Annotated in this window: 11 protein-coding genes; all 11 read left to right on the forward strand. The window is 50.4% G+C overall.

What is annotated here, in order from left to right; genetic code table 11:
• Nucleotides 1-74: 74 nt before the first annotated feature.
• The 11 genes from ACE3MZ_RS05225 (at nt 75) to mnhG (ending at nt 12,667) form a co-directional block, all read left to right on the forward strand.
• Entirely contained in the window at nt 75-752 is a 678-nt protein-coding gene (locus ACE3MZ_RS05225) for a sulfite oxidase-like oxidoreductase (protein ID WP_411345423.1), read from the forward strand.
• A gap of 3 nt (nt 753-755) precedes the next feature.
• Nucleotides 756-1,487, forward strand: a complete 732-nt coding sequence (locus ACE3MZ_RS05230) for a nucleoside phosphorylase (protein WP_411345424.1) — start codon at nt 756-758, stop codon at nt 1,485-1,487.
• 347 nt (nt 1,488-1,834) lie between these two features.
• The gene (locus ACE3MZ_RS05235) at nt 1,835-2,857 is read left to right on the forward strand and encodes a substrate-binding domain-containing protein (RefSeq protein WP_411345425.1); all 1,023 of its coding nucleotides are present in this window, start codon (nt 1,835-1,837) and stop codon (nt 2,855-2,857) included.
• Nucleotides 2,847-4,781 carry a sensor histidine kinase gene (locus ACE3MZ_RS05240; protein ID WP_411345426.1) on the forward strand — a complete coding sequence of 645 codons (1,935 nt, stop codon included), beginning with the start codon at nt 2,847-2,849 and terminating at the stop codon, nt 4,779-4,781. The genes ACE3MZ_RS05235 and ACE3MZ_RS05240 overlap by 11 nt, the downstream gene beginning before the upstream one ends.
• On the forward strand, nt 4,774-6,000 hold the full coding sequence (locus ACE3MZ_RS05245; RefSeq protein ID WP_411345427.1) for a response regulator: 1,227 nt from the start codon (nt 4,774-4,776) through the stop codon (nt 5,998-6,000). Before ACE3MZ_RS05240 ends, ACE3MZ_RS05245 begins: the two co-directional genes overlap by 8 nt.
• 653 nt (nt 6,001-6,653) lie before the next feature.
• Nucleotides 6,654-9,584, forward strand: a complete 2,931-nt coding sequence (locus tag ACE3MZ_RS05250; RefSeq protein WP_411345428.1) for a Na+/H+ antiporter subunit A — start codon at nt 6,654-6,656, stop codon at nt 9,582-9,584.
• A gap of 1 nt (nt 9,585) precedes the next feature.
• Nucleotides 9,586-9,924, forward strand: coding sequence for a Na(+)/H(+) antiporter subunit C (locus ACE3MZ_RS05255; protein ID WP_367054206.1), 339 nt, complete (start codon nt 9,586-9,588; stop codon nt 9,922-9,924).
• Nucleotides 9,914-11,500, forward strand: coding sequence for a Na+/H+ antiporter subunit D (locus ACE3MZ_RS05260; protein ID WP_411345429.1), 1,587 nt, complete (start codon nt 9,914-9,916; stop codon nt 11,498-11,500). The genes ACE3MZ_RS05255 and ACE3MZ_RS05260 overlap by 11 nt, the downstream gene beginning before the upstream one ends.
• 3 nt (nt 11,501-11,503) lie before the next feature.
• Entirely contained in the window at nt 11,504-11,980 is a 477-nt protein-coding gene (locus tag ACE3MZ_RS05265; RefSeq protein ID WP_411345430.1) for a Na+/H+ antiporter subunit E, read from the forward strand.
• Between the two features lie 5 nt (nt 11,981-11,985).
• Complete coding sequence (locus tag ACE3MZ_RS05270; protein ID WP_411346703.1) at nt 11,986-12,300, forward strand: Na(+)/H(+) antiporter subunit F1; 315 nt, start codon at nt 11,986-11,988, stop codon at nt 12,298-12,300.
• Complete coding sequence (gene mnhG / locus ACE3MZ_RS05275; RefSeq protein ID WP_411345431.1) at nt 12,254-12,667, forward strand: monovalent cation/H(+) antiporter subunit G; 414 nt, start codon at nt 12,254-12,256, stop codon at nt 12,665-12,667. Before ACE3MZ_RS05270 ends, mnhG begins: the two co-directional genes overlap by 47 nt.
• Nucleotides 12,668-12,933: the final 266 nt, after the last annotated feature.

Raw genomic sequence — 12,933 nt, forward strand, 5'->3', positions numbered from 1 at the left:
GGATGAACGTACATTGGGAAGCATGTGTACTGTACAAATGAAAGACAAACAAGGCACAATAAGGAGGAACGGAGATGACACGCACTAAGGCAGAACGCATCAAATCATCCAAGACACCGTTATCCCGCAATATAACAGAGGAACAGGCGAAGAGATTGCCACCGGGGCAGTTTCTGACCGAAACCTTTCCTATTCTGCATGAAGGCGATGTACCGGAGATTGATCTGGCAACATGGCGGCTACGCATCTTCGGTGCAGTGAATCGGGAGCAGGAATTTTCGTTTGAGCAATTGTCTGCACTACCCACAGTGCAAATGACCGACGATATTCACTGTGTTACTCGCTGGTCGAAATTCGATACCGTGTGGGAAGGTGTACGTTTTCGCGATCTGTTGGAGCAATTGGATGTGCAGCCAGAAGCAAAGTATGTGATGGTGCATGGCGGCAACGATTACGAGACGAATGTTCCACTGGGGGAATTGCTGCACGATCATGTGCTGCTGGCATATCATTATGACGGTAAGCCGCTCACGCCGAAGCATGGGTGGCCTATGCGTCTGGTCGTGCCACAGCTGTATTTTTGGAAAAGTGCGAAATGGATCAGTGGTCTGGAATTTATGATAGAAGACCGTCCCGGCTTTTGGGAGCAAAATGGGTTCCATAACGAAGCCGATCCGTTTCGCGAAGAACGTTTCTCCGGCGAGGCATTGCCGATCCCGGAAGATGAATGGACGAAGAAGGAGTATGATTGAAGCATGTTGATGCCCATTTTGCAGGTGAACAGTGAAGATATTCCAGAATACGCCATCGTCTGTGGCGATCCGAAGCGTGCTGCCGTTATCGCAGCACAGCTGGACAATCCGCGCGAGTTGGCGTTCAGCCGCGAATACCGCAGTTTCGTCGGAACACGCGACGGTGTAGAAATCGCCGTTGTCAGCCATGGTGTTGGTTGTCCGGGAGCAGCGGTTTGTTTTGAAGAACTGATCCGCGCTGGAGCCAAAACGCTCATCCGCGTCGGCACAGCCGGTTCCTATTCCGCCGATCATCCCGCAGGAAGCCTGATCGTGAGTACTGCGGCGGTGCGTACCGACGGATTGACCCGCCAGCTCGTACCGGATGGTTTCCCCGCTGTAGCAGATAGCGATGTAACCGAAGCCCTGTACCGCGCTGCACGCGCAAGCGAAGGCGTCGTACAAAAAGGCATCACCGTCACACTGGATGTCTTCTTCAACGGCGTCGAAGAATTTCCACACAAAAAGTTCAAACAAGCCGGAGCCCTTGCCGTCGAAATGGAAATCTCTGCTCTCTACGTGATCGCCACCTTGCGCGGCGCACGCGCCGGAGCCATCGTCGCCCTAGACGGCTACGCTGATGCCGATCTGGCAGAGGAATACGATCCGAATACGAACACCGTAGCCAATGCGATCCAACGCGAAATCGAAGCCGCCATTCAGGCGACGGTGCAATTGGCGAAGCAGGCTGAATAGATCCGATTTACAAACAAAACGTCCATCCAACTCTATTGGGTGGACGTTTTGTTGTTTTTTAAGATTCTCATTCTGCCTGTCATTCCAAAGGAACGAGATGGTTGAAGGTAGCATCGAGCTATCTCCGCACCCCTTTCCGAAGCGGAGCCTACCAACAGCGTCTCTTCCCACTCCTACACTATTTATTGAAATTAAAGCGTTTTCTAAATCCCCAATATACGCTATATTAGATGTTGTTCCATCTACACTCATCGAATACAAGCAAAACAACCATCAATCAACGTCAGTTTATCTATCCATCCATGATGTATGATCACAATTATCATGATCCGAAGGGAAGAACAGTGATGCGCAAAATGCTATGGGTATATGCCTTGCTGGTCATTGCCCTGATCATTTATATCGTACAATACCAGGCACAGGATTCGTCCTCCACCTGGAATGAGCAGGGCATGAAGGGGGATATTAACGAAAAGTACGTTATGATCACCTTCCAGTCCGGTATCGAATACTGGAAAAGTGGACTCAAAGGGTTTGAAGATGCTGCCGAGGCGCTGGATGTATCGGTAGAGTATCAAGGTTCCATGCGTTACGATGCACGAGAGCAGGCAATGATCGTCGAGCAAGCAATTGCCAAAAAGCCTGCTGGCATTGCCATTTCTGCCATCGATTCGCCGTTACTTGTACAAGCTGTGAACAAGGCAGTCGATCAAGGCATTCCAGTCGTGATGTTTGATGCCGAGGCACCGGGCAGCAAATCGTATTCCTTTCTCGCTACTGACAATCGCAATGCTGGTATTCTTGCCGCCGACCAGATGGCAGATCGGACTGGTGGCAGTGGACAGATTGCGATTATTACACTCGGCAATCAGCAGAATCACAAAGACCGAACAGCTGGTTTTGAACAACAGATCAAGCAGCGTCATCCGAATATGAAGATTGTCGCTGTGGAAAATGACGAGGGCGACGCCATTCTGGCACAGCAGCAGATGACTCGTTTATTCAACCAATATCCGCAGCTGAACGGCGTATTTATAACCGAAGCAACAGGTGCTAGCGGTGTCGGCGCGGCGGTAGAGCAATGGGTGCAAGCTCCCGGTCATACGTCCAAGGACAAGCCGGTCATTATTAGCTTTGATACGAATAAAGAAACGCTGGATATGGTGCGCTCCGGTACGATTGATGCGACCATCGCGCAAGGAACATGGAATATGGGCTACTGGTCGCTGCAATATTTGTTTCATTTGCATCATGGGCTGACGGTTCCAGCACCATCCCTCAGCGGTATCGTGTCGCCGGTTCCGGTGCGTGTCGATACCGGTGTATCGGTCGTTACGAAGGATAATGTCGGGGATTATTATGCCAAATAAATCTACAGACGAAAATCGCTTCTTGCGCTGGTTGCGACAGGACTGGCGCAAGTACCATCCTGAGAATCTGCCGCTGCACACTCAGCTCATTACCTTATTCCTACTGATCGGCATATTGCCTGCGATTTTGCTAGGTGTGATGGTGAACTATACATCCGACCGGATTATAGAGCGGCAGGTGACCGATAATACGCTGCAATTGATCGACAAAGTCAACCAGACGCTGGACACCTATATGGAGCATATGCAGAGCATCACGTATCTGATCAGCTTTGACTCCGGTGTCGTGAATTTTATGAATGCGGCATTAAGCAATGTGGCAACTCCTGATCTCAATGACGATGAACATGCGGATTCTTCGTTATCTGGTACATCCGTATATCAGCTGCGCCAGTTTTTGCAGGGCTTTACTACGGTGTATCCAGAAATTGCCGGGATTCTGATCGTCAATCGCAATGGTGAGTATATTAGCAACGAACTGTACGCCCGTAATCCGCAGCAACGTTTGACGCGGGAAACGTGGTATCGTGAAGCAGTCGCCAACAAAGGGCTATTCACCATCGTCGGTCATCCGTCCGGTCGCAATGTGACGAGTCATACGAATTATCTGGATAGTGAAGTCATCTCGGTCGCGCGAGCGCTGTACGATCCGCATACCGGCAATATGCGCGGAGTGGTGCTGATCGATCTCAAATTGCGAGTAATCGCTCAAGCCGCCAAAGATGTAAGATTAGGCAAAACAGGCTACCTAATGGTGACCGATGCCAAGGGGCAGCCGATCTATTCGCCGAAAGGACCATTTGAACAATCCGTTCCCGCCCGTCTGGCTTCCTCATTAACATCTGCTCAGCAGGATGTGTTTACGAGTGAAATGCAAGGACAGCAGCTCCAATTCGTATATACTACCTCTGACTATACCGGTTGGAAAACGGTCGGCGTATTCCGGCTCAGCGAGTCGGTGGCGGAGTCGCGGACGATTCGCTTTTACGTAGTCATCTTTCTGTTTATCGTTTGCTTTGCCGGGTTGACGGCTTCGTACGGATTGGCGCGTTCAATCTCGCAGCCGATTCATCGCTTATCTGCTCTGATGCAAAAGGCGGAAGCCGGGGATATGACTGCTCGTTATATGAGCAGTCGCCGTGATGAAGTCGGTATGTTAGGGCGCAGCTTTAACCGGATGATTATCGAGATTCGCAATCTGCTACGGCTCAATCGTCGGCAGGAACGGCAAAAGCGTGAAGCTGAGCTGCGCAGTCTACAGGCGCATATTCGACCGCATTTTCTGTACAATACGCTGGATACGATTCAATGGATGGCGCGGAAAAAGGGTGCCGAAGACATCTCGCAGCTAGTCGATTCGTTATCCAAGCTGTTTCGCATCGGTCTGAGCGGGGGCAGTGATATTATTACACTGCATGAAGAGGAGCAGCATATTCGCAGTTATTTACAAATTCAGCAGACCCGGTATCGCGACCGATTGCATTATACGCTGGACATTCCTGCACATTTGCAGGGAGTATATGTGATCAAGCTGCTACTACAACCGCTGGTCGAAAATGCGATCTATCATGGAATTCGCGCCCGTCGTGGACCGGGCATGATTACGGTGCGAGCAGAGCAGCAGGAGGAGATGCTGATCTATACCGTAACCGATGATGGAGCCGGGATTACTGAAGAACGGCTTGCCGAATTGCAGCAACAACTGGAGCATCCGCTCGATACGCTAGGTAGTCGTGGACCGGAGCCGAGTGGCAGTTATGGACTACTAAATATTCAGGCGCGCATTCATCTGGCATATGGAACACGGTATGGATTGACGTTGCAGCGCGGCGAACAGGGTGGAGCAATCGTTACGGTGACTCAGCCGCTGCTGCGCCAATTTCCACCGCATACGATTCGTCAGGAGGAGGATGACAATGAGTGAACGATTGCAGGTCATGATTGCTGATGATGAATATATTATCCGCGAGGGTATTCGCGAGTCGGTAGACTGGAAGGCGCTCGGCATGGTCGTCATCGCCGAGGCGGAAGACGGAGAAGAAGCGCTGGAACTTGCTTTGGAGAACGACATTCATATTTTGCTTGTCGATATGAATATGCCGTTTATGGACGGGATTACTGTCATTCGGCGAATCCGTGAGCATCAGCCAGACTGTCGGTTTGTGATCATTACGGGGCATGACGAATTCAGCTATGCACAGGAAGCGATCCGGCTTGGGGTCAAAGATTATATTCTCAAGCCTGTCGATCCGGTACATCTGCGCAGTGTGCTGGAGCAGATTGCGACTGAGCTGAATGGGGATTGGCAGCAGGAGCAATATTTGAAGCAGGCGACCGATCAGATTCGGCGCAATATTCCACTGCTACGCGAGCAATTTTGTCTGGATTGGCTGCATGGACGACTGCTGGATGCGGAGGTGCAGCATCAGCTGCAATTTCTGGATTTGCCAACACAATTGCCTGCCGCCTTGCTGCTGATACGCTGGTCTGGTCATGCGGAAGGGCGACCGCCACTTCAAGAGTATGACCGTCAGCTGCTGCTATTTGCAATTGGCAATATCGCCGCTGAATTATTAAACGATATTCCGCTTGTAGCCTGCCGCGATGCTTCCGGTATCATCGTGCTCTGTCTGTGGCAGTTGCCGCAGCACAACATTGGTGAACGTATCATAACAGCGGTTCGCGATTATATCGGGCTGCATATCCAGCTGCATATCCAGCCAGTCGGTCATGTGGATGAATCCAATTTGCCGCTGAATGCACTATCACCTGCCTACCGCTTTGCGAGACAGATGATGGACGGGCAGCTTCAGCTATCACCATTAGTGCGGCGAGCGCGAAGTTATATTGCCGAGCATTACGCCGAGCCGCAGCTTACGCTGGAGGTGCTGGCAGAACAGCTACAAGTATCATCAGCATATCTGAGTCGGACGATGAAGCGCGAACTAGGATATTCATTTATCCATCTGCTGGTGCAGGTACGGATGCAGCGTGCGGCGCATCTACTGGCTGAGAGTGAGTGGACGATTTTGGAAGTGGCGGAGCAGGTAGGGTATGAATCGCAGCACTATTTCAGCACTGCTTTTAAAAAAGTGACGGGTGTATCGCCCAACCGCTATCGCCGCGAGAAGGTTCCGCATTAATGTAGGCGAAGCTCGCGATGGTAACAAGAAGACCAGCCAGTCGTCAACAGCCAGATGAACCAGTCATGAACAATTAGATGAATCAGTCGTGAATAATCAGATCATCAGACCTCAACAATCAGATCAACGTATGGTCTTTGGCAGTCTTTCTAGCATAGAATTAATGGACATCATAGTGTGAAGTAGCTTGCCGTCAAGGAACAGCTATAGTATAGTGGAGCAGTATCTTTGCATGATATGTACTGCTACCAAGATACAAGCAGACACAAATGTGTAAAAAAGAAATACCACTCTCCCAGCAAGCATCATACGCATTCCCATTTCCATGCTTACAATATCCTGTATTTTCCAACCATGATCATACAGACAGTATGTATGTATAACAATGGGAATATCCCATATAACTTCATAGACGTAACAACCGGAGGAGCCTGTCAACGCAGGCTTCTTTTTGTCTTTTTTGGGGAGTTTCAGATTGGAGATCAATAGCTGACTGGCTAATTCGATATAGGGGGGTTATGGGTACTATATAGTAGCAGGGCTTATTTTTGCACTGTTTTGCTTGAAATGATGTGGTATAGGATCGGCTTTGCTGCCGATTTGATATAAATCTATCCATACACAAAATAGAAAATTCGGGGGTGTGTCCAAGGGTGTATGTGTTGCATGCTGCTATTCTGGCTCCATTTGTACTGGCTGTGCTGGTGCCGCTGATTCGCAAATATATAAAATCCGTACATACCGGCTGGTTTGTGCTCATGTTGCCGGTGCTGCTCTTTACGCTGTTTCTTACTTACTTGCCGGTGATCCGCTCAGGGGATACCGGTGTGATGACCTTGCCGTGGATGCCGTCGCTGGGCATTGATTTTGCGGTCTATGTAGATGGGCTAGGTTTGCTATTTGCCTTGCTGATTACCGGAATCGGTGCGCTGGTTGTGCTGTACTCCATTTATTATCTCGATCCAGAGCAGGAAGCGATTCACCGCTTCTATCTGTATCTGCTTATGTTTATGGGTGCGATGCTAGGCATTGTGCTGTCGGATAATATGATTGTGTTGTATACATTTTGGGAGTTGACCAGTATCTCGTCGTTCCTGCTCATTGCGTTCTGGTATGAACGGGATCGCTCGCGGTATGGGGCGCTGAAGTCGATGCTCATCACCGTGTTTGGCGGATTTGCTATGTTGGCAGGATTCGTGCTGCTACATGGCATGACTGACACATGGAGCATTCGCGAGACGATTGCTGCCCTATCGCAGATTCAGGATCATCCGCAGTTCATGTTGGCGATGATTCTGGTGCTGCTCGGCGCATTTACCAAATCGGCACAATTTCCTTTCCATATCTGGCTACCTGATGCGATGGAAGCGCCGACGCCAGTCAGTGCGTATCTGCACTCAGCGACGATGGTCAAGGCGGGCATCTATCTGGTCGCACGTTTCAGCCCGATATTCGCGGGGGAAGCAGAATGGTTCTGGATCGTGTCGCTGGGCGGGATCATTACGATGTGTTATGGCTCGATGATGGCAGTACGCCAGAACGATCTCAAAGCACTGCTTGCCTATTCGACCATCTCACAGCTTGGCTTGATTATGTCGCTGTTCGGTGCAGGATCAGTGGCTGTGCATCTCGGATACGGCGAAGAATCGCTGTTGTATGCGGGCGCAACGACAGCTGCCATTTTCCATCTGATTAACCATGCTACCTTCAAGGGCGCTTTGTTTATGGTTGCCGGGATTGTCGATCATGAAACAGGCACTCGCGATATGCGCAAGCTCGGCGGGCTGATGAATCTGCTGCCGATTACGTTTACGATCTCCTGTATCGGCGCATTCTCGATGGCGGGTTTGCCGCCGTTTAATGGATTTTTGAGTAAAGAAATGTTTCTGGAAGCGATGGTGGAGCTGACGCATGCTGATCTATTCAGCCTGAGCACATGGGGCATAGTGTTCCCGATTCTGGCATTTGTCGGCAGTGTGTTTACGTTTGTATATTGTATGGTTCTGGTCTTCAAGACGTTCCGTGGACCGTATGATCCAGAGCAATACGATACGAAGCCGCATGAACCGTCGTGGGGGATGCTATTGCCACCAGCCATTCTAGCGCTACTCGTATTGGTATTCGGGTTCGTGCCGAATCTGTTGTCATACAGTCTGATTGAGCCAGCGATGCGTTCGGTGCTGCCGGGTCTCGTACCGGAAAGTGGACATTATGAGGTGCATATCTCATTCTGGCACGGATTCACACCAGCATTGTGGATGACGGTGGGCATTATTCTACTCGGTACGCTTCTGTATGTGCTGTTGCCGCGCTGGGAGCATGTATACCGATGGTATCCTGCGAAATTCACACTGACCCGATTGTATGACGGCTTGCTGCATTATGGAGAGCGTCTGTCACGCGGTATCACGCTGCGTTATATGAACGGTTCGGTGCATCATTATCTGGTATATATATTCGGTTTTATTATCGTGCTGATTGCGGTGGGGTTGTTCCGCGCGGACGGCATCTCGTTATCACTGGATAACGCTGCACCGACTAGCATCTATGAGATCATATTGATCATTCTGCTAGTTGGCTCAGCAGTTGCCGTGCCATTTGCTCGTCAGCGGTTAACGGCGGTAATTATGACCGGAGCGGTCGGTTATCTGGTGACGCTGTTCTTCGTTTTCTTCCGCGCACCGGATCTGGCGCTGACACAGATGATTGTAGAGACGGTGTCGGTCGTGCTGTTCTTGCTCTGCTTTTACCATATGCCAGAGCTGCGGCGTGAGGTGACAACAAAGGTATCGCGCTGGCTGAATACGATTATCGCGATTGGGGTCGGGGTGATTATGACGCTGGTGTCGCTCGCGGCAAGTGGAAGCAGTAGCTTTGACAGTATTGCCAGTTATTTTGTAGAAAATAGTCATGATCTAGGCGGCGGCGACAATGTGGTCAACGTCATTCTGGTCGACTTCCGTGGCTTTGATACATTTCTGGAAATTACCGTGCTGAGTATTGCTGCACTGGGAATCTTCTCTATGATCCAGCTGCAAATGAAAGTGCGCGACACCGGCGCACGCATCTTATATGTAAAGCCGAAGATCGAGCTGGCACCTAGTGTGCCGATTGGTCGGACGCGCAAGGAAACACGCACCATCTCGGAAAATATGAATCTGTTCAAAAGTAATGACGTGATTCTCGCGACGGGTACGAAGGTGATCGTATTCATCATTCTGACGTTCGCGCTGTATCTGTTCTTCGCCGGGCATAACAATCCGGGTGGCGGCTTTATCGGGGGTCTGATGGCAGCGTCGGCACTCATTCTGCTGGCGCTGGCGTTCAATGTAGAGCTGGCGCGCCGAGTGGTGCCGATTGATTATCGCGATCTGATCGCAACGGGACTCGGTATTGCCTATCTGACCGGAATAGGTTCCTTCTTATTCGGTATGCCGTTCCTCAGTCATACGTTTGCGTATGTAGAGCTGCCATTCCTCGGCAAGACCGAGCTGGCGACGGCGATGATCTTCGATCTGGGCGTGTTCCTAACCGTCATCGGCGTGACGATGATCATTATTTTACAAATAGGGGAGGACCGCTGATATGGAAATATGGATGTCGCTTGCTGTCGGCATACTGTTCGCTGTTGCCGTCTATCTCATTCTGTCGCGCAGTCTGCTGCGCATCATTCTCGGTGCTTCGATCTTGACGCACGGGGTGCATCTGCTGCTGCTAACCATGTCGCGGCTAAAAACAGGTGCCCCGCCACTACTCGGTGAGGAATCCGGTTCGTATGTTGATCCGCTGCCACAGGCGCTGATTCTAACCTCGATTGTGATTAACTTTGGCGTGACCGCCTTCTTCTTCGTACTGGCGTACCGCTCGTACATCCGTCTGAAAACGGACGATATGGAGGAGGTGAAGCGCAAAGGTGGCCAATAATCTGCTTGTATTTCCACTATTGATTCCGCTCGTAACGGCGGTATTGCAAATATTCGGACGCAACAATATCCACTTTCAAAAGATTGCCGGTATCTTCGCGGTACTGCTCAACATCGGGATTGCCTGCTGGATCATCGCTGATGTGCAGCAAAATGGCATTCAGGTGCTGCCAATGGGGAATTGGGCAGCGCCGTATGGCATCGTGCTCGTTGCCGATATGTTTGCAGCGCTGCTCGTGCTGACTACGTCGATTCTGGGCGCGGTATGTCTCTTTTATGCGTTTGCCAGTATCGGGGAAGAACGGGAAAAGCATCACTTTTATCCGTTTTTTCAATTTTTGCTGGCAGGGGTGTATGGGTCGTTTCTGACTGGGGATTTGTTTAATTTATTTGTTTGTTTTGAGGTGATGCTGATCTCGTCGTATGCGCTGATCGTACTAGGTGGAACCAAGCGGCAATTGCGCGAGACGCTAAAATACATTTTGATCAATATTGTCTCATCGTCGCTGTTCGTTGCATCGCTTGCGTATTTGTACGCGGCGACCGGCACGCTCAATATGGCGCATCTGTCACAGCGGATTGCCGAAGTCGGACAGACAGGCATCATTAGTGTCATCGCGTTATTGCTGTTGACAGTATTCAGTCTGAAAGCAGGGCTGTTCCTGTTCTACTGGTTGCCGGGTCCGTATTCGTCACCGCCGACGGTAGTCTCCGCGATCTTCGCTGGATTGCTGACCAAGGTAGGATTGTATGCGATTATGCGCACATTTACGCTGATCTTTTATCATGATACAGGATTTGTATATGATCTGATCGGCTGGCTGGGTATTGCCTCGATGGTGTTAGGCGTCATCGGAGCGGTTGCTTATCGCGAAATTAATCGCATTTTGGCGTATAACGTGATCGCTGGTGTCGGTCTGATCGCCTTCGGTCTGGCAACGGCTACTATGGCAGGGATGCAAGGCGCGATCTTCTATATGCTGAACGATATGATTATCAAGGCGCTACTATTCATGCTCGCCGGGGTGATGATCGGTGCAGCGGGAACGGCGCGTTTGCAGCAGATGAGCGGTCTGATCCGGCGTATTCCGCTGACAGGTTGGATGTTCTTCGTTACTGCGCTCGCATTGGCTGGCGTACCGCCACTCAGCGGATTCGCGGGCAAACTGTTAATTGTGCAGGGAGCGATGGAGCGCGGCTGGTATAGTATGACGTTGATCAGTCTGGCTGCTAGTCTGGTGATGCTCTACTCCGTCATGCGCATCTTCATGCTCGGTTTCTGGGGGAAAGAACGACCGCTGGCGGATGAGCAGGATCATGTGCCGGAAGATGTATACCGTGACTGGATTGCCGAAGCGGGGAATCCGAATCTGCTGCCTGATGCACAGGAGAATGTGCTGGAGCATCGCTGGGGCATGTTCAAGCCAGTCGTACTCATGCGCTCGGCATCTGTATTGTTTGTACTCGTCATCGTGATCGGATTGGGTGCAGGCTATATTCAGACCTATATCGCTGAAGCAGCGGGTGTACTGATGGAACCGACACTGTATATTCAGGCTGTACTGGGAGGCGGGTGAGAGATGGGATTCCAAATTGTACTGAATCTGCTAATTGCCTTCGTCTGGATGTCGCTGCATACTTCATGGGATACGCCCAGTTTCGTCATCGGTTATCTGATCGGCTTGCTGCTGATCTTTGCATTGCATCGCTTTTTCCCGCAGCCGTTTTATGGACGTAAATTGTGGGCAGTGGTGAAGCTGATTGTGCTGTTCTTTTCCGAGCTGGTCAAATCAAGCTTTGTCGTATTGAAGCATATTGTCAGCCCGAAGCTGGATATCAATCCCGGCATTCTGACGTATGAGACGGACCTGACATCCGACTGGGAACTGACGCTATTATCGACGCTTGTCTCGCTCACACCGGGTACAGTACTGATCGAAGTGTCCAAGGAGCAGCATCTGGCATATATTCATGCGATTGATATTCGGGATGAACAGAAGTTGTCGAACGATATTCGCAATACATTTGAAAAAGCGATCAAGGAGGTGACCCGGTAATGCCAATGTTGCAAACTGCACTGCTGATTACGCTGATTCTGCTATCGCTGGCGATTGCCGGGTGCATGTATCGGGTGCTCAAAGGACCGTCGATGACCGACCGCATTACCGCACTTGATACAATTGGGGTAAACCTGATCGCCATGATCGCGGTACTGTCGATGATGCTGGATACACAGGCGTATCTCGAAGTCATGCTGTTGGTCGGCATTCTGGCGTTTATCGGAACAGTTGCTTTTGCCAAATACATTGAACGTGGGGTGGTGATTGAACATGAATACGAAGATACAGACGAGCAGCCTGATACAGACGATCGGTGAGCCGGTCATTGCGATTCTGATTGTTCTTGGTGCGGTACTGAGTGTGCTGAGTGCATTTGGCATTATTCGGTTTCCAGACGTATATTTACGTGCACATGCCGCGACCAAGAGTGCAACGCTGGGGGTGCTGTTCGTGCTGACGGGAGCATTTCTGTTTTTCTGGGTGTATGACGGCTATCCGAGTATGCGGATTCTGCTGGCGATCGTATTCGTGTTTATCACTGCGCCGATTGCTGGTCATCTGAACGCCCGTGCTGCTTATCGGACGGGTGTGCCGCTATGGAAGCTGGCAAAGGACGAACTGAAACCAGCGCTCAAGGAAAAAGGCATCGACCGCGAGCGAGCGGAGCGTGAACCGTTAAATTAGATGGGCAAGATGGATCCATAGATGCGTCAAACCTGCTTAACCAAGCGCCATATTGAAGATATAGGAAGTGCACGATTGTGATCTAGCACTTGTCTCATGCAACCTTCTACCCTGATAAACCTTCTCGAAAGAAAGAAGGATATGACATTTCTATCATGCAAGTGGGTATATAATGTTGTATCATGTCTGTTACGAGAAATCGAATAGGAGTTGATGTTGATGAGTAGCATTCGAGCAAGCCGATCAAGTCGCATTACCTTATCCGC

The sequence above is a fragment of the Paenibacillus sp. WLX1005 genome, assembly GCF_046603685.1.
In the GTDB taxonomy this organism is placed as follows: domain Bacteria; phylum Bacillota; class Bacilli; order Paenibacillales; family Paenibacillaceae; genus Saccharibacillus.

Excerpts from the sequence above, each read along its gene's own strand:
- ACE3MZ_RS05225 (WP_411345423.1), top strand. The coding sequence starts at position 75 with ATGACACGCACTAAGGCAGAACGCATCAAATCATCCAAGACACCGTTA.
- ACE3MZ_RS05230 (WP_411345424.1), top strand. The coding sequence starts at position 756 with ATGTTGATGCCCATTTTGCAGGTGAACAGTGAAGATATTCCAGAATAC.
- ACE3MZ_RS05235 (WP_411345425.1), top strand. The coding sequence starts at position 1,835 with ATGCGCAAAATGCTATGGGTATATGCCTTGCTGGTCATTGCCCTGATC.
- ACE3MZ_RS05240 (WP_411345426.1), top strand. The coding sequence starts at position 2,847 with ATGCCAAATAAATCTACAGACGAAAATCGCTTCTTGCGCTGGTTGCGA.
- ACE3MZ_RS05245 (WP_411345427.1), top strand. The coding sequence starts at position 4,774 with ATGAGTGAACGATTGCAGGTCATGATTGCTGATGATGAATATATTATC.
- ACE3MZ_RS05255 (WP_367054206.1), top strand. The coding sequence starts at position 9,586 with ATGGAAATATGGATGTCGCTTGCTGTCGGCATACTGTTCGCTGTTGCC.
- ACE3MZ_RS05265 (WP_411345430.1), top strand. The coding sequence starts at position 11,504 with ATGGGATTCCAAATTGTACTGAATCTGCTAATTGCCTTCGTCTGGATG.
- ACE3MZ_RS05270 (WP_411346703.1), top strand. The coding sequence starts at position 11,986 with ATGTTGCAAACTGCACTGCTGATTACGCTGATTCTGCTATCGCTGGCG.
- mnhG (WP_411345431.1), top strand. The coding sequence starts at position 12,254 with ATGAATACGAAGATACAGACGAGCAGCCTGATACAGACGATCGGTGAG.